Source organism: Chryseobacterium lathyri (assembly GCF_003290185.1).
In the GTDB taxonomy this organism is placed as follows: domain Bacteria; phylum Bacteroidota; class Bacteroidia; order Flavobacteriales; family Weeksellaceae; genus Chryseobacterium; species Chryseobacterium lathyri.
Genome location: NZ_QNFY01000003.1, coordinates 166609 through 183998, shown reverse-complemented (window position 1 = coordinate 183998; position 17390 = coordinate 166609). Strand labels below are relative to the sequence as shown.

At 35.0% G+C, this 17390-nt stretch carries 13 protein-coding genes; 3 read left to right on the top strand and 10 right to left on the bottom strand.

The genetic code is table 11. The features are described from left to right. Window positions 1-13: 13 nt before the first annotated feature. Both DRF61_RS05025 and DRF61_RS05020 read right to left on the bottom strand, forming a co-directional pair. Window positions 14-2518, bottom strand: a complete 2505-nt coding sequence (locus tag DRF61_RS05025) for a PIG-L family deacetylase (protein ID WP_111954691.1) — start codon at window positions 2516-2518, stop codon at window positions 14-16. A gap of 171 nt (window positions 2519-2689) precedes the next feature. Next, window positions 2690-3361, bottom strand: a complete 672-nt coding sequence (locus DRF61_RS05020) for a hypothetical protein (protein WP_111954689.1) — start codon at window positions 3359-3361, stop codon at window positions 2690-2692. 150 nt (window positions 3362-3511) lie between these two features. Between DRF61_RS05020 and DRF61_RS05015 the strand changes: the two genes are divergently transcribed. Next, window positions 3512-4024 carry an AAA family ATPase gene (locus tag DRF61_RS05015; RefSeq protein WP_111954687.1) on the top strand — a complete coding sequence of 171 codons (513 nt, stop codon included), beginning with the start codon at window positions 3512-3514 and terminating at the stop codon, window positions 4022-4024. 74 nt (window positions 4025-4098) lie between these two features. Here DRF61_RS05015 and DRF61_RS05010 read toward each other — a convergent pair whose 3' ends face one another. Then, a complete protein-coding gene (locus DRF61_RS05010) occupies window positions 4099-4644 on the bottom strand; it encodes a hypothetical protein (RefSeq protein WP_111954685.1) in 546 nt (181 codons plus the stop codon). 490 nt (window positions 4645-5134) lie between these two features. On the opposite strand from DRF61_RS05010, the gene DRF61_RS05005 reads away from it, so the two are divergent. Then, on the top strand, window positions 5135-5416 hold the full coding sequence (locus tag DRF61_RS05005; RefSeq protein WP_111954683.1) for a helix-turn-helix domain-containing protein: 282 nt from the start codon (window positions 5135-5137) through the stop codon (window positions 5414-5416). A 190-nt stretch (window positions 5417-5606) separates the two neighbouring features. Here the strand turns inward: DRF61_RS05005 and DRF61_RS05000 are convergent, their stop codons facing one another. Genes DRF61_RS05000 through DRF61_RS04985 form a run of 4 tightly spaced genes read right to left on the bottom strand, consistent with a single transcriptional unit; the run spans window position 5607 to window position 11545 of the window. Then, window positions 5607-6611 carry an HNH endonuclease gene (locus DRF61_RS05000; protein WP_146897000.1) on the bottom strand — a complete coding sequence of 335 codons (1005 nt, stop codon included), beginning with the start codon at window positions 6609-6611 and terminating at the stop codon, window positions 5607-5609. 35 nt (window positions 6612-6646) lie between these two features. After that, entirely contained in the window at window positions 6647-8395 is a 1749-nt protein-coding gene (locus DRF61_RS04995; RefSeq protein WP_111954679.1) for a restriction system-associated AAA family ATPase, read from the bottom strand. Next, window positions 8376-9974 carry a restriction endonuclease subunit S gene (locus tag DRF61_RS04990; protein ID WP_111954677.1) on the bottom strand — a complete coding sequence of 533 codons (1599 nt, stop codon included), beginning with the start codon at window positions 9972-9974 and terminating at the stop codon, window positions 8376-8378. The genes DRF61_RS04995 and DRF61_RS04990 overlap by 20 nt, the downstream gene beginning before the upstream one ends. Next, window positions 9974-11545, bottom strand: a complete 1572-nt coding sequence (locus DRF61_RS04985; RefSeq protein ID WP_111954675.1) for a type I restriction-modification system subunit M — start codon at window positions 11543-11545, stop codon at window positions 9974-9976. The genes DRF61_RS04990 and DRF61_RS04985 overlap by 1 nt, the downstream gene beginning before the upstream one ends. Before the next feature lie 659 nt (window positions 11546-12204). Here DRF61_RS04985 and DRF61_RS04980 point away from each other — a divergent pair. Beyond that, entirely contained in the window at window positions 12205-12384 is a 180-nt protein-coding gene (locus DRF61_RS04980) for a hypothetical protein (protein ID WP_174772305.1), read from the top strand. A gap of 98 nt (window positions 12385-12482) precedes the next feature. Here DRF61_RS04980 and DRF61_RS04975 read toward each other — a convergent pair whose 3' ends face one another. From DRF61_RS04975 to DRF61_RS04965, 3 genes are read right to left on the bottom strand one after another with little or no spacing between them, the layout of a single operon-like run. Continuing rightward, window positions 12483-13259 carry an SDR family NAD(P)-dependent oxidoreductase gene (locus DRF61_RS04975; protein ID WP_111954673.1) on the bottom strand — a complete coding sequence of 259 codons (777 nt, stop codon included), beginning with the start codon at window positions 13257-13259 and terminating at the stop codon, window positions 12483-12485. A gap of 12 nt (window positions 13260-13271) precedes the next feature. Further along, on the bottom strand, window positions 13272-16337 hold the full coding sequence (locus DRF61_RS04970; RefSeq protein ID WP_111954671.1) for an efflux RND transporter permease subunit: 3066 nt from the start codon (window positions 16335-16337) through the stop codon (window positions 13272-13274). A gap of 6 nt (window positions 16338-16343) precedes the next feature. Continuing rightward, complete coding sequence (locus DRF61_RS04965; protein WP_228452590.1) at window positions 16344-17387, bottom strand: efflux RND transporter periplasmic adaptor subunit; 1044 nt, start codon at window positions 17385-17387, stop codon at window positions 16344-16346. Window positions 17388-17390 lie beyond the last annotated feature (3 nt).

The following is a 17390-nucleotide window of genomic DNA, read 5'->3' as shown; positions in this document are numbered from 1 at the left end:
AATGGTTTGTTCATCAGTTTTTCTGTGCAGATAAAAAGTTAAAAAATAAACGTGCCGCCCCCACATTTCCCGCAGGCAGCTGTCTGAAAAATGCCAACGGTGTGTAGATAAAATTACCCTTCCCATATTTGGCATATAAAGTTGATCCCTGCAGTGGCTCTTCATCTGTGTCGTGCATTTCAAAAAGCGGTTCATACGCTGCATCCCATTGAGCAGGGAAATAGGCACCACGCTCCTGTACCCAGCCTTTAAAATCATCCGCAGTAATTTTGTTCGGAAAGTTCAGTAATTTATGATTTGGATTTAAAAATGTAACCGCTGCATTTTCTTCGGTAACACGCTTATTGGCAATACTGAAATTGTACATCCCCAATTTGTCAACGGTTGTATCCTGGTTGGTGTTATACTGCATCACCAAATTACCTCCGGCTTTTGCATAAGACCATAAAAAAGGCATCCAGCGACTCAACTTTTTCTCTGTATTATTGGCACGAACGCCAAGTACGATGGCATCATATTGCAATAGCTTGTTTTGACTGCCGTTTCCAGCAGATTCATCTAAGTTGCCATAAAAATCTTCGTCTTTCAAAACATCTACCTGAATACCTGCAATGCGTAGGAACTCAGGAATGAAATCGCCCGCACCTTCTATGTAACCCACTTTTTGAACCTTCGCCTGAATATCGCCTTTCATTACGATGGCAGTTGCAGGTGAAAAATATTGTAAGGAAGATAAATGCGGGTACTGAATTAATATTTGTTTTTTATTATAAGTGACTCCATCTGCAACAAAATTGGCATCTAATTGCAAACGAGATGAATGTATTGCGGCAAGCTTAGTTTTTGGAATAACGTAATCGATGGTAGCATCTTTTCCATTGAGCGAACTTACATCAGCACCGCCTAATCGTTCTCCGTTATACATCAGGTTTACTTTACCGTTACCGTACTGTCTGTTAGAATTAACCTTAACATTTAAACTCAAATGTAAATCTTCATTTTCCTTGACCTGATAAAGGGGTTGTGTAAATTTCAGTTCCAATGCAGGAACAATGCGCAAGGCTTCGACTACATCACCACGCACCGGGTCTAATTTCTTGAAAGATAAAGGAAGTTTAACCTGAAACTTCTCCGAACCGATTCTTAAACCAAGCAAAACATTCAGTGGCGATTCTGCCTCTGGCAAACCGATTAAAGTATCATTTGGAACAGAGAAAGTTGCTGCGTTCGTGGGAGATTTTGCTAACCAGTAAGGTTCTGTGAGTGCTGCATCTGCAGGAATCTGTATGTCATGCTGAATGGTAATTAAAGAATCTTTTGATAGTTTTCTGTTGAAGCTTTCTGATTGACTTAACCATTTTACATTGTCTAAAACGACAGGATTTTCAGCTCTTGAAATCAAATTTAACCTGAAATTGTAATGGTCTCCGGCAACAGCTTCAGCCTGATTGGTCACTACCTCGCCCATAAATCCGGCACAGCTTAAAATGATATGGTCAAGAGATTTAATTTTATCCCTTTTCAGATCTCCATCCTGAAGAGACACAACCTTTTTTCGCAAAGCAAGCAAGGCAGGTAAGCTGAGATCAGGTTGATTAAAATTAAAAGAGGAAAGAATTTTATCTAATGATTGGTCAATGTCAGCATTTCCTTGTGAAGTCCAAGTTTTAGCCACTCCATCAAAAAGTGTTGCTTTTGCAGGTTCGCCAATAACGTGGGCAAAATATTCAGTTCTGATGCCGGCTACAGACTGTGTTCCTGCTCCCTGGCTTTTATGTAAACTTCTGCTTAATCCTGCCAATTCACCATAGCCCATTCCCAATTGCGCATCATATTGCCCAACGGTAACTTTCAGTTGATTTTCTGCTGTCGTATTGACCCCACCAAAGCGGAAAGTATTCCACAATACTCGTTTTGGTTGCCATACATTCACATATTTTAGTTGATCTGGGAAAGCCGTTTTATCGCCCGCCAGCTTAAAAGCTTTTTCCGCAACCACGGCCGAAGCCGCATGTTGTCCGTGGCCTGCCGCAGCATTAGGAGGAAAACGACAAATGATAACATCAGGACGGAATTTACGGATGACCCAAACTACATCCGCTGTAATGCTATCTGCATCCCATTGTTTAAAGGTGTCGGTCGTATTTTTAGAGAACCCGAAATCAATTGCCCGGGTAAAAAACTGTTGGGCGCCGTCTAACTTTCTTGCCTCTAAAAGCTCATGCGTTCTGATTAAACCCAATGCAGCACCCTGCTCAGTACCTAATAAATTCTGACCACCATCACCTCTGGTTAAAGACAAATAGCCCGTTTCTACATTTTGGTCATTGATTAACCAGGAAAGTAATCCTGTGTTTTCATCATCAGGATGAGCCGCAAGATATAAAACTTTAGGCAGCTGTTTAAGGGTTTTGAGTTCACGGTAAATTTCAGATGATTTGGAGGGCCGGACCTGCTGGGCCGAACAAAAAACCGTATAAAAGCTAAGAATACATACAGTGCTTACTTTTTTGAACATTTAGATTTGCTTTGCGAGCAAATATAAGTAAATCGTTTTTTCTTTTAAACTTAAATTAGCAACTCCAAAAATTGTATTATATTCTTCGTAAAATCTTTGTGTGAAGGTAAAAGGAACCAAAGGCTTGATAATCATGTATACATTTTTTTCAAATAAAATTTAAACAGGTATTTATGTTTTTCTAATCGTATTCCGCGTAAGATAGATATAATTAAACATGCAAAATGTGGCTACCGCCCCAAAAGTATGCCATAAAAAGTGTGTTCCGAAACTCAACCATTCCCGTTTATCAATGATCCGGAAAGTGAGTGCGAGCGCAAACGACAATAAAGCAAAGCCTACCCATTTGCCAGCTTTCCATTGGGTATAAATCAAATAACGTAACACCGAAAAAAGGACAAATGAAGCCATGATTGCATAATTTACGTTGATAAAAAGAGAAGTGTTATCTGTCAAAATCCAATTTCTCAAGCCCAACATAAGTATCACATATGCAAGAACCATTACAACAGCATAGTACCATCTGGTGCTCTGAGCTACAAAATAAAATCCGGCAGACAGACAGAGCAGCATAATGGGCATCCAATCCATCATGATAAATACCGGCCATTGTCTGAATGCATGGTAAACAGTTCCCCCAATGGCACCAATATATAACAACATTAAGCAGTAGGTTAAAAAAGGATATTCTTTAAAATTACCCTTCATTTTAAGGGTCCAAAAAATAGCTATGGCTAAAAATAACAGAGCAGTTATTGCATTGAATGGCTCAGGGAAAAACTGGGCCATATCTGTTTCTTTATATAACATGCCTCCGTCCGGAGGTATTCGGTTTATTGGCATTCTCTTTTTTTATATTATATTTATATACCTGTTCTAAATATAGAAAAATTATGGTATTAAATAGACTGGCAAAACTCTATACAATGGACGCTCAAAAAACAGGCACGAAAATCTCGTACCATACTTTTGGATTATAATATAAACTGAAATATGAGAATTGCAATAATCGGCGCTCACAAAGTCGGTAAAACTACATTGGCAGAAGAACTTCTGGAGAACCTTCCCGGGTACACCCTTGAAATAGAACCCTACTACCAGATGGAGTCTTCAGGGTATGAATTTTCAGAAGAACCTCATCCTGACGATTTTCTTGAACAATTTAATTATTCAGCCAAACTGGTTTTCAAAAGCGGAGATGATGTCATATTTGACAGATGTGTCATCGATATCTTAGCTTATCTTCATGTTCTTGATTCAGGTCGAAATATCCAGTTTCTCTTTGAAAAAGTTCAAACCATCATCGATGAAATTGATATTTTTGTTTTTGTCCCTATTGAAGAACCCGATCTGATATCCAAACATCAAATAGAGCTGCCAAAACTCAGGCATAAGGTTAATGAGTTACTTTATGACTGGATTGAGGATCTTGGAATAAAGGTCATTAAAGTAAGCGGAACTTCATCGAACCGAAAAGATCAGGTGCTGACCGGAATTTTATCCTAGGATCTGAGGTGGGTAACTTCTGTAAGGCTTTAAAAAGGTTACAGGTTTGAATTCTGGCATTATGCTCAACTTTCTTATCCTGAATGGGTGTCAGCCATCTCCTTTTCTCTCCTTCTTTGAAGAATAAGGTGTGCGGCATCCAGCATTTTAACCGTATGGATGTAGGGCATAACGATATTCCTTTCCGGTAGATTTTCATAGACGCCCATGGAGAAATAGACGATTCCGGACATAAAATAATCGAATTCTTTGACGCTGTATGCTCTGAATGCTTTTTTGAAAACCAGCAGAGGATTCCGGTATTCCTTCTCCGAAAGCAAACCAAGAACCCACGGGGAAATCTTTTCCTGTTGGGTATCGACAGTCCATTTCCTTTCCTTCAGCATGATGAGATATCCTGCCCGGATCAATGACCTCATCGACTGATGAAACTGGAAGATAACCGCCGGATCTTCATTGATCCAGCTATTCCTCTTTACTGCATAATTCATAATATTGCTGAGCCTTTCTTTGGAAACATCCAGCTCATTGAACTGAAAGAAAGTTTCCATCAGCTGCAACCCGGAGCGCTTCTTTCCTGCCCGAAACCAGGGATCGAAATCTGTTTTTATCTTTTTCATTGGTTGTATTTTTAGAATGCATGAAACCACCAGCCTACCAAATGTACGCTGAGTTGTATTGTAAATGATGAATCAAAATAAAATCTGTGTTCCCGTGAAAGCCCTGAAGCCGCAATGGATTGTACACTCCATTGTATCGTATCATGATACTTTATATAGTAAAGCAGCTTAGAAAAAGATGATTGTAGAAAAGCAGAACAGCATGAAATAAAAAACGGCATAGACTCTACATTATCCGTAATAGAGGTACTGGTATACCCAACACACAGATAAGAAAGCCCACGCCTAGGTCGTGAGCTTCTTGCCTATTGTCTTGTGTGTTTAAAATTACCAGTTTTCTATTACAAGATTCTAAGCAATAGCTTCTATTATTCTTTGAAGTATCGCAAAGCTACTTTATTGTAGCTTATTGGACAAATATAGGAAAAAAAACAAAAGGATACATATAAGTATCCTAAATTTTAATTTCAAACTTTGAATTTTACGGTTAATGAATGAAATTGATCTTAACAATTATAAAAAAGCCCTTGGTTATAGAATTTCTGAGTTAAGAAAGAAAGTTATAAATCCCGAGACGAATAAGCCTATTTCACAAGAAGAGCTAGGTTTAAGGACTGGGCATGCAAAAAAAACAATAGGAGAATTAGAAAGAGGTAATACTAATCCACGATATGATACTCTACTTATGATCAGCAAAGAACTTAATGTTACAATACAAGAACTCTTTGATTTTGATATGAAAAAATATATTAAACTATCACAGAAATACTGATGAGAGTTGGGATTTTTACTTTATAAATTCTTATAATATTTATTTGAACGTTGTTGGAGAACATCTTCAGTTTCTTCATACTTTTATTGTTCAGCCGGATCTTTGTTTAAAACAAAATATTTACAAATTTAGATATTTTCTGCGCCTCGCTAAGCGAAACAGCAACTCATATTAGTATTATCTTTATTTTTTAAATATATACACTGGCTTCAATTTGTGCTCTTGCTAAAACAGAATCTCTTAAAAAACCATCCAAAACAGGTTTTCTAATAAATGAAAGTCTTAATTTTTCATCTAATTCTAAAGCTTTGAGACATGCTAGTTTTCTATCTTCTTCAGGCATATGAGCCATATCAGCATCATTAAGATATTCCCAATAAAAGCGATACCATTTTTCTACTCTTCCTTTTGCAAAATCACTATATCTGGCATCAATATCATAAATAGATCTCCATGATTGAATTTCGTCAACTTTACCATCTGGGCTTGAATAAGTAATATTCCAAAGTATTTCCTCTGGTTTTACATTGTCTGTATTTATTCCAAATGATATTGATAATTGTTTATGACTAAAATCAAATGGGTAGAATAAACGACCAGTTGATAATGCAATGGTATCATTATCTCCTTTAACATCAAATGAATTGCATTCTTTACAGCATAAAATTAAATTTTCAAAATTTACTGATGAAAATGGATATAATGATTTTGGCAAAAAATGGTCGTATTGATCTCTTGTTTTGCTTTTGGACATTTTTAGCTCTCCAATCCCACATGTAGGACAAAGTGTTAAGTCTTTATTAAGACTTCTAAATTTATTAAAATGTTCTAATAATGTTGTATGAAATTTATTTCTGAAAGCATCTCCATCTAATACTTGATCGTATAAATTCAAGAAAAAATCTCGTAATAATTTTTTAAGACCTCTAACCTTATTATCTAATGAAACAGGAATATAACCACCCGAGCATATTAATTCTAAATTATTACTATTCTTTATTTGGTTACAAATAGTGGTTCTAGTAGTTTGATCTAGTCTTTTAAAAATATTATAAATTGCGATTAATTGGGTCTTAATTATTTTGGGATGCCTTTTAACTATATCATAGAAGTCAGGATCAAAAAAAGCATCATCAAAAGCGCCAGTTTCATGTTCTATTTTTTCAAAGAATCTGATAACATAGTCATGTAACATGATATGACAACTAATTAAATATTTATAACTATTTATCATTCTAGCTTCTTCAATTCGTTTTCTTTGATTATAAGTTCTCTAAATAACAAAACTTTTTCTACCGATTCTCCTAATACTCTTGCTTGTTCTTTAGCTTCTATAATTTCTTCAATGCTGTTTAATGGCATTCCTTTTATACTTTCTATAATTTCAAGTGATAATTTAGAAATCGATTCCTTTTTGCCAAAAATTTCTTCTGTCAAAATATTCACTGAAGTACCAAAAGTTCTTATTCCTTTATCTCTCGCTGTTTGATGTACGACTTTTTTATTATGCTTATCAAAAATGATGACATTTTCAGGTTTACAATCTGATACTATAAATGGTGAATGCGAAGTAATTAATAAATCTCTTCTATTATCTAATGGACTATTATCTTCCTGTTCGAGACAATCTTTTAATGTTGAAATAAAATTGGAACGCCAATCAGGATTAAAATGTGTTTCTGGTTCATCCAACAAAAACAAAGAGTTAGTATCTCTAAATAACAAGCACAATCCTATGGAATGAATAAATTGATATTCACCATCTGATAACGATTTGGTGTAAATCACTTCATTAATTTTATCCTTCTTTAAAATAACATTCTTAAATCTAAAAATTCGTTCTTCATCATAAGGCAATGGAATAACATCTTGATTGATATATATATTCTTAGAATGATAAACTTTTTGTTTTATTTTTTTAGGAGTTTTATAATTATTCAAATTGAGTAAAACTTGAAAAGTTCTAAAAAGCTCAAATGCATCGTTTGCAAAATGAAATTTAAACGCTTTCCTACATTCTTTATCCACAAAATAATCTAAAATCCACTCTTTAGTTTCATGATTGTAATATGAAGTTGTACTGCATGCTTTTAATCGTTCAATTGATTTACTTATCAAAGACGTCAATTCACGTGTAATTTTGTTTTTATTTTTCCTGTCTACTATTGGAATTGTTTGGAAAACATCCTTATGAACTTTTTCAAATTCTTCTTGTTTGATAATCAATCTAAAAGATTTTATATCATCAAGTCCTAATTCATTCTTAAAAGGAAGTAGTGATTTTTTTTCACGTAATAAATAAATTGATAACAAAACAGCTTGATTATAGTATTCATCTAAATATACAAATCGACTTTCAGGTTTAATGTAGTCTAAGTCTTTGATTAATCTGTACAAATATTCATCATATTGTATAAATCGCATTTTAAAAAAGGGAAGATTTATAATTTGATTTTCACCAGATGAATAAGCAACAATAAAGTCGGGTAAAAAATATTTAACCTCAATTCTTTCTAGTAAAGTTTTCTCAATTCCAACACATTCTTTTCTGTTTAACCAATATACTTTGGGAGATTCATTAACTTTTTTTTCAATCCTTATATGAGCATCTTGACCAATATTATAATCCGAATTATAATGTTTTCGAGAATAATCTCCTTTAATGTAATAATAGTATTCTAATTCAAAAGCATCAGGATTACAACTTTCAGCAAAAAAACCATCAGTATGTACTTTTTTAAATTTTCCTTCTCCATTAAAACCATCAGGTTTAAAATCTAAATAAATACATTCAATATGATAAAAAATTTCTGCTAAAACTTCAAGAATATTTGATTTACCAGAACCATTTCTTCCAACTAAGCAATAGGGCGAAAAACCCCATAACTCACTTGAATTATAATCATTTAGAAAGTTTATTTCAAAACCTGCTTGCAGACTTCTAAATTGTGAATGTAATTTAAGGCTTTTTAATTTCATTGATTAGTAATTCTAATTGATTGGTTTTTGTATTGAATTTTTGCTTTAAGAAAGATTTAGATTTTGATAATTCCTCAAAAACAAAGGCTTTCCAATCTTCAAATTCAAAATCATGACCACCTTGATAAAACAATTTATGGTAAATATCTTCAAGTTTAGATAAATCTACATAGCTGTTGTGAAAAAACTTTTTAAGTAAAAATTCCCAGTTTTGATGATGTTCTTCAATACTGCCATATTTCGCTATTATTTCTTCCGGAATTCCATAATATTCATCAAGTGACATATCTTTGATATATTTTTCTTTTTCTGAAAAAACCGGAAGGTTTTCAACTTCAATTTGTGGCTCTAAAGAACCTGCAACATGTGTTTTTAATTCGACCTTATATGATTTTAAATTGACTTTACTTAAATTTAGTTCACCTTTAAAAGCCTTTTGACTCAAAGTTCCATACATATTCTCTAACTCTTGTAAGCTAGCTTCATATTCTTTCTTTAAGCTCTCTACTTTTTCAACTATTGTAGCAAATTGGTTTTGGAGTTCAATAGGAGGAATAGGTATTTTCAATTTTTTTAATGCACTAACATTAAAGTGTTTTTGAATACCACCCACTTCGTTGGATGAAACTATTCGTTTACCAATATCAGAATTAAAAAAGAAAACTAAATATCTAGGATTAATTAAATTCTCTTTAGGTCGTGTTATAATTAAATCAATACAATTACAACCATCTAGTTCTTTCGGAATTATCGCTGCAGTTCCTGTTAGGCCTGTTCTCACAAAAACTACATCACCCTCATTTAAGATTGATTTAGATAATAAACTTTCATTTGCACTATTAGAAAAATAAACAAGGTTAGATAGATCAATTCTATTAGGTTTAATATTTAATGATCGTAATGCAATAACCCCTTCGTCTACATAATGAGATGCAGGTTTGATAACCACTCCAACAGTAATTTTAGTTAAATATTTTTCACCTGATAAATATTTCCACCCTTTTTCATTCTTTACAGGATCACCAAACATCTCCAAAAACGTACTCTTTAAAAAGTTATCTAAAAGTTTAATACTTTCTTTACGTTTTTGGATTAGGTTTTCTGCTTTTGTTAAAATTTCTGCAATTTGGATTTGGTCACGTAATGCAGGTAAAGGGATTTCTATTCCTTCAATTGAATTAGAAGAAATATTAGGTTGTGCTCCACCATTTGCTTTTGTTTCAATAATTGGCTTAATGGTATTTAAAACTTGAAATAGATAATCTTGATTTAATCTATTTTCATCTAATATTTTAAAACATCCTACTCTTTGATTTTGATAAGCAATTTCGTCAGATTTATAAATTCCAAATTTACCAGTTGTTGCTCCTGACATTGCAATCAGAATATCCCCATTAGTAATTTTAAAATTATCAAATTGTTTTTCATAAATAGTTCTTACTGAATTTTGTGGTGTTACTACATGATCATTAATATTTGAAATACGAATAATCGGCACACCTCTTTCAGTAAAATTACTACTTTTAAAGGCATAACCATTTCTCAATTTACAAACAAAACCTAATTTTACAAATTCCATTAAAACAACTCTTTTAATTCATTAATGCCTTTAATAATATTTGCTTCTATAGTTTCTAATTTTTCAAATATTACTTTTGGTTCTTCATATTCAACTTCTTCATAAACTTGTTCTTGATATTTACTAAAACTTAAATCGTAGTTATTATCTACAATTTCTTGTTTAGAAATTGTAAAAAAATTCACTGTTCTTTGATTATCTATGCTGGGAGCAGAATTACGGTTATGATATTTCTGAACAATGTCTAGTAAATCACTCTTTTCAATTTTATTACGTTTATCATCAAGAGTATATCCATCATTTTGCATATCGTAAAACCAAACATTACTGCTTTCACTTCCCTTAGTAAAAATTAAAATGGCCGTACTTACTCCCGCATAAGGTTTAAATACACCACTAGGCATACTTATTACAGCTTTCAATTCACTTTTTTCTACCATTATTTTACGGCATTCCACAAAAGCTTTTCCGCTACCAAATAATACACCTTGAGGTATGACAATTGCTGCAGTACCTCCCATTTTAAGCATGGTATAAATACGTTCAATAAAAAGTAATTCCGTTTTGGTCGTAACCAGTTTTAAACTTTCATTAATATCACCTTTGTCAATATTACCTGTAAAAGGGGGATTAGCCAATACTAAATCGTATTGCGAATCCTCATTATAGGATTTACTTAACGTATCTTTATAGTCAATATTAGGTTGGTTAATACCGTGCATCATCAGGTTCATCAATCCTAATCGTACCATAGTAGTATCAATATCATATCCATATAACGATTCTTCAACAATATGCTTTAAATTTTCATTTAAAGTAGCCGAAACGGTGGCACGCATAAAACCATCTTCATCTGGTTGTAAGGCTTCTGGATTATCTTTTTTAACCAAATCGGTCAAAATATACTGATACGCTCCCAGTAAGAAACCAGCAGTTCCACAAGCTGGGTCAACAATTCGCTGTCCCAATTGTGGCTGCAATAAGTCGATCATCAATTTAATGATATGACGTGGAGTTCTAAATTGTCCGTTTTTACCTGCACTGGCAATTTCACCCAACAACATTTCATACACGTCACCTTGTATATCTTGAAAAGCATGACCGCCCTCAATAGCATCTTTTTTAATTTCAATAAAGATCTCTTCAATTATTTTAATGGCTTCTTCTAATAAAGATGGCTTTGGCATAATAAAAACAGCACTTGCCATGGCTTTGGTAAACTTAAATCCGCCTTCAAATTCTTTAAGAAAAGGAAATACTTTGGTTTGTACGTGATGTAAAAGTGCTTCGCCTGACATACTGCTTGTAAATGTGGCCCAACGCAAGTCTTGTTTACTGATTTCTTCTTCGCTTCCTGGCACTTTAAACATACCATCAAACTTTGAGGTATAAACTTCTCCTAGAGATTCTGCCTCGCGTTCACGTTTTGCTTCCAAATCATCCATTTGTTTCATGAAAATCAAATAGGTAATTTGTTCAATGGCAGTAAGCGGATTACTGATACCGCCGCTCCAGAAGTTATTCCAAAGACGGTCAATTAAAGCTTTTAATATTTGGTTATTATGTAGCATAAAAAATCAGATTAACATGTCAAAATTTCTTTAATTGAAGAAATTTTGACAATCTACAAATATACCGATTATCTATATTTACAGGCCTTATTGATGTATTTAATTTATAGATTAACTAAAATAAAAACAAAATTAATTCAACTCTCTCACTTTAATAAACTATGAAACAAGTTATTGCATTTGTAGATGAATTTGGAAATTATTCATTTAAATTTTGAGGAAAAATGTCCATTTCATTGTTACCAGTCTAATATAAGTTTAAAACAAAAATTTCATTACCTATAAATTTAAACTTTTATTGAATATTAATTAGAAAATATGACTTATAAGCTATTATTTCAGATTGTTCTGTGAATTTTTAGTTACATCAACTACGTCCATAAATTCAATCTCTCCCATTTTTAAATTTTTACTAATTCAAAATAGTCATTTATTAATTTAGTAAAATCTGCAGTCGTACAATAACAACCTATAAAACTTATCGGGAATTCCTAATACATCATATTTGTTAATAAGTTTTTCAATATACCTTTCTATTGTTATTTTATTTACCAGATTAAAATCAGGGAGTCTTTCCACACCAGAGCACAATATTTTAAAAATGATAATTGACAATCATTCCTCTTTATGACTTATATCCTATTTTTGTAAAAAAACTAATGGACAAATTAAGTTTTCTGGAAGTTATTGCTGCGATTGCGGTTTTTGTATCGCTGCTGCTTTCTGTTTTTTTATTAACGGTAAAAACAGAAAGAAAACTGGAAAACAGATTATTTGCAGCGTTCCTTATCATTAATGCCATTGATATCAGCGGGCTTTTTATGCGTCGAGATCACTAAAAGCCAAATGGGACTACTTATTAAGACAAGTACCCCATTTTTATTTGTTTCGATAGCACTATTTACCGAATTAATGTCTTTTTACAGTCTTTAAGAAATCACCCCTTTGCAGCCAGATTCTTTTTAATTTTCATCATTAAAAAATCCGGAGTTACGCGTGGAATATTAGACAGGAACCAATTCATAAAACCGACAATTTTCTTACCTTTTCCATGTAAAAGAAGTTTCACACCTTCTTTTGCAACCACCTCGGGCTTAACGGGTTTATTGCTCTTCATCATATTGGCTTGGAGCATTTCTTCATTATAGAAGCCTGTATCGATCGGCCCGGGACATAATGCTGTTACAACTACGCCCGTTCCTTCCAGTTCGGAAGCGAGGGTTTCGGTAAAAGCCAGAACAAAAGTTTTCGTTGCAGAATACACCGAATAATAAGGGAATGGCAAGAATGCCATCAGAGATGAGATATTCATAATCCTGCCTGATTTTCTGGCCACCATATCTTTGACAAACAATTTGTTAAGTACCACGAGACTGGAAATATTCAAATCGATCATTTTTAATTCTTCTTCCAATGATGTTTTTGTAAATTCTCCGTAAGTTCCTACGCCAGCGTTATTAACCAATCCGGTTACAAGCAGATTTCTATCCTGAACTTCACGGTATAGTGCAACGGCATTTTCAACAACAGACAAATCTTTGACAATATATTCCACGGAAATTCCGTACGTAGCAGTGAGTTCTGATGCAAGTTTCTTGAGCTTATCTTCGCTTCGGGCTACCAAAATCAGATCTTTCTTTAATTCAGCTAACTGAACGGCCATATGGTAACCTATCCCGGATGATGCGCCTGTTATTAAAATGTATTCTTTCATTTTTATTCAATTTTAATATTCTTCTTTGTTTTCAATGTCCAGACTTGGAGGAATCAGTTTGTACATTACCGGCGTAACAATTCTGGAGAGAATCGTTGAGCTGATAAGTCCGCCAATCAATACGATGGCTAATGGAGCGATCAAAGGATTGGAGTTTAAAGCCAAAGGAATTAAACCGCAGATCGCCGTGATGGAAGTTAAAACTACAGGAAGAAAACGCGTTTCACCCGCAATAGCAATGGCCTCATCAATCGAATGGCCTTCCAATCTCAACTGGTTGGTAAAATCCACCAACAACAGAGAATTTTTAACCTGAATTCCGGACAGTCCGATAAATCCGATAATTGCCACTAATGACATCGGGCTTCCATCAATCAGTAACAAAATGACACCGCCCAAAATCCCCAATGGAATAATCGACAATACAATGATAATTCCTTTAAAAGTTTTGAACTGAAGCAACAGCACTGCAATGAAAAGAAAAGTGCTTAAGATAATGACAGAAATGAAATTTCCTCCTAATGCATCGCCTTCTGATTCTTTTTCTCCCGACAGTTTATAGTAATAGCCTTTTGGCATTTTCAGCTGATCCAATTGAGGAATAATGTCAACCAATAAATCATTGGCATAATATCCTTTTCCAGACATCGCCGAAACTTTTGCAAATCTTGATTTATTGAAATGGTTGATTGCCGTAGGAGATGTTTCAAATGAAACGGCAGCAATCTCATTGAGCGCAATTGGTACCCCTTGCACATTATTGACATACAGACTCTTCAGAGCGTCCAGATTAGAAAATTTTTCTCTTGGTAGAGTCAGCGTTACTGCTCTTGCATCGCCGCGGTCGTCGATGTAGTCTCCCACCGGCAATCCGGCTACGGCAAGACGAATGACTTTATCCACCTCACTCGTCATCACTCCTAGAGTTCTCGCTTTTTCCTTGTTGATTTTTACTTTAACATCGGTTTTGTAGGTGTTTAGTTCATTGTTGATGTACACCGTTCCTTCTTGCTTTCTCAAAATATTTTCTACCTGAGAAGAAAGTTGTCTCAAAACAGCAGGATCTTCTCCGAATAAGCGCACGACAATATTGGCTTCAATCGGAGTTCCCTGTTCAAAATCTTTTACCTCAACTTTGGCGTAAGGCATTGTTTTGAATTTTTCCCTTAAAGTTTCAATCAGCGCTGTTTTCGTTTCAGGTTTTGCTTCGTCATCCAGCTGCACAAAGATCTGCGCAAAATCAGGTTTTCTGTCCTGTGGATGCACATTGTAGTAAATCTGTGGATTCCCTTTTCCTACATTGGAAGTGTAAAAGGTTATTTCTTGATGCTTTTTTAATTCTGATTCAACAATCCTGGCAACACGGTCACTCTCTGAAATATTAGACTGAAGCGGTGTTTTGATATTGATCAGAAACATCGGTTTTTCTGAAGTCGGGAATAATTTAAAACCTGTTAAACTGAATAATCCAAATGCCAAAACACTTAATGCAATTGAAATTCCGATTGTTATTTTGGGATATTTCAAGGCTTTCGGCATAATTCCTTTGTAACTGTTGGTCAGAAATTTCTGAAGATACTGTAGGAAAATATTTCCACCTTCGTGGTCGTGGGTCTTCAGGAATCGGCTGCCTAAAAATGGAACAAGGGTTAGCGCAACCAGCATGGACGCCAGAACACTCGTAATTACAGCTACCGGAAGGCTCCGTATGAATTCCCCGGCGATATCAGGAAGGAATGCCAATGGTAAAAATGCAATGATCAATGTTGCCGTACATCCTACAACCGCCAAACCGATCTGTTTGGTTCCTTTAAGAACCGCATCTTTTTTAGAATGCCCTTCACGTAACCAGCGCTCTATATTTTCCACAACCACAATACTGTCATCAACCAATAATCCCAATGCTACAACCAACCCCACAATGCTCAACTGATTCAGTGAAAATCCTAGTGCATTCATCGCAATTAAACCTAATGCCAACGAAAGCGGAATTGAAATCATTACAATAACAGATGCTCTTGAGCCTAAAGGCAGCAATGTAATGATAACCAAAACAATGGCCAATCCGAAGTCAAAACCTAAATGCCCCAGACGCTGGGAAACCATATCAGCCTGGTCGAAGTTTTTGATCAACTTAATATTTTCAGGAAGATCTTTTGAGAATTCTTCCAAAATAGGAGCAAATTGTTTCTGAACATCGGTAATATTCACATTATCCTTCATTCCGGCACTTACAAGAATGCAACGATGGCCGTTGATTCGGGTGATATGGTCAACGGTCTGCGATTTGTAACCAACCTCGGCAACGTCTTTCATATAGACAATCTTACCATTGGCATTATAAATGACGGTATTGGCAACATCCTGCTCATTTTTGAATTTACCGCTGGTTTTAACATTGAACACCTTGGTTCCCATATCGATACTTCCTCCGGGGATATCGGCTGCCTCACTCTGCAAACTTCCCATCACAACATTTAAGGGTATTCTGAGTTGTGCAAGCTTATCCAGTTTAAGATCAACCCTAATCTCCTGCTCTGGCATTCCTGAGTAGATGACATTTTTAAGATTCGTGATCTTTTCAAGTTTTGTTTTAAGCTTATCTGCCTCATCTCGAAGTTTTTTCTCGGAAGCACTCTCAGAAACCAGGGCAACCTGCAGAATTTTCACATCAGAAGATGATATCTTTTCTGTTTTGATCTGATAAATATCTTTCGGAAGCTCACTGTTTTTTAAGGCATTAATCTCAGTTGAAATTTCCTGATACTTATTATCGACATCAACACCATATTTAAATTTAACCTGAAAAGCGGCAACGCCGTCTTCTACAGTCGTCAGTATTTTATCAATATTTTCCAGCCCGTAGATTTTATTTTCGATGGGCTTTACCACCTGTTCTTCCATATCTTTCGGGCTTGTTCCGGGATAAATCACGGTGATCAGATATTGTGGCGGATGCGTGGATGGATCTTCGGATCTTGGCATTGTGAAGAGCGTTAAGAAACCGACCACCGCAACAAGAAGAAATATGATCAGCGTAAACTGATAATTTTTAACGGCAAAATTTGTAATCTTCATCGTTTCTTAATTAATAATTTTAATGATTGATTGCTCATTCAGATAAGCACTGTTGGAGATCACGATTTTATTGTTCTTTTGAAGTCCGTCCTTTACAAACACTTTATCATTTTCAAATCTGGCAATCGTAATAGGTCTTTTCTTTACTTTGTTATTTTCTACCACAAAAACGAAAGCTTTGTTCCCGTCAGCTTCAATTAAGGAATTGTAGGGAACCATTATAAAATCTTCCGAATGATCAGTCTTAATCTCAGCTTTCCCGAACATTCCTACTGCGGGCTTGCTGTCATTCATCGTCAGTTTAAGCTCCACCTGAAAAGAGCCAAGCGCCATATCAGCTGCCTGCGACTTCCTGAAAATAAAGGCATCGAAACTTTTACCGGGATAGCCATCCAATGTAACCACTGCTTTTTGGCCGATCTTTACAGAAGCCCATTCGGTATCGGTAAGTCCTACTTTCAATAGATAATTATTATTGTTGGAAGTTTCATTAATCATGAGAACCGGTGAGCCTGGTCCTACAATCTCACCTTTACCGGCCACTTTTTGGGAAACGAAACCGTCCGCGGCTGCATAAATTTTCGCATATCTGGCATTGAATGCAACCGCATCTTTCTGTTTACGGGCGATATCCAGTCCGGTCTTGGTGTTCTGAACCTGCTCCAAGGTATACACGCTGTCTTTATATAAGTTGGTGGCGCGTCTGTAATCACGTTCGTATTTCTGCACATTTAAATCCGACTGATTGAGGCCTGAACGAATCTCTGTCTCGTCCAAAGTGGCCAGTAGCTGACCTTTTCTGAAAAACTGTCCTTCCTCCACAAAAACTCCATTCACGACTCCTCCAATTTTAAAGGAATAGGTGGTTTCATTTTCTGTGGTTACCAGACCGGAGGCATTAATGTTTGAAGCAAGAGCCAATGATCCTACAGACGCTGTTTTTACGGCAATTATATCAGCTGTTTCAAATGGTTTTGACTCTTTTTTTTCTTCTTTGCAGGAAGCTGTCAGCAAGATTGAAAGCAGGGATATGGTTATGGTTTTATTCATAAT

Excerpts from the sequence above, each read along its gene's own strand:
- DRF61_RS05025 (WP_111954691.1), bottom strand. The coding sequence starts at position 2,518 with ATGTTCAAAAAAGTAAGCACTGTATGTATTCTTAGCTTTTATACGGTT.
- DRF61_RS05020 (WP_111954689.1), bottom strand. The coding sequence starts at position 3,361 with ATGCCAATAAACCGAATACCTCCGGACGGAGGCATGTTATATAAAGAA.
- DRF61_RS05015 (WP_111954687.1), top strand. The coding sequence starts at position 3,512 with ATGAGAATTGCAATAATCGGCGCTCACAAAGTCGGTAAAACTACATTG.
- DRF61_RS05010 (WP_111954685.1), bottom strand. The coding sequence starts at position 4,644 with ATGAAAAAGATAAAAACAGATTTCGATCCCTGGTTTCGGGCAGGAAAG.
- DRF61_RS05005 (WP_111954683.1), top strand. The coding sequence starts at position 5,135 with ATGAATGAAATTGATCTTAACAATTATAAAAAAGCCCTTGGTTATAGA.
- DRF61_RS05000 (WP_146897000.1), bottom strand. The coding sequence starts at position 6,611 with ATGTTACATGACTATGTTATCAGATTCTTTGAAAAAATAGAACATGAA.
- DRF61_RS04995 (WP_111954679.1), bottom strand. The coding sequence starts at position 8,395 with ATGAAATTAAAAAGCCTTAAATTACATTCACAATTTAGAAGTCTGCAA.
- DRF61_RS04990 (WP_111954677.1), bottom strand. The coding sequence starts at position 9,974 with ATGGAATTTGTAAAATTAGGTTTTGTTTGTAAATTGAGAAATGGTTAT.
- DRF61_RS04985 (WP_111954675.1), bottom strand. The coding sequence starts at position 11,545 with ATGCTACATAATAACCAAATATTAAAAGCTTTAATTGACCGTCTTTGG.
- DRF61_RS04980 (WP_174772305.1), top strand. The coding sequence starts at position 12,205 with ATGGACAAATTAAGTTTTCTGGAAGTTATTGCTGCGATTGCGGTTTTT.
- DRF61_RS04975 (WP_111954673.1), bottom strand. The coding sequence starts at position 13,259 with ATGAAAGAATACATTTTAATAACAGGCGCATCATCCGGGATAGGTTAC.
- DRF61_RS04970 (WP_111954671.1), bottom strand. The coding sequence starts at position 16,337 with ATGAAGATTACAAATTTTGCCGTTAAAAATTATCAGTTTACGCTGATC.
- DRF61_RS04965 (WP_228452590.1), bottom strand. The coding sequence starts at position 17,387 with ATGAATAAAACCATAACCATATCCCTGCTTTCAATCTTGCTGACAGCT.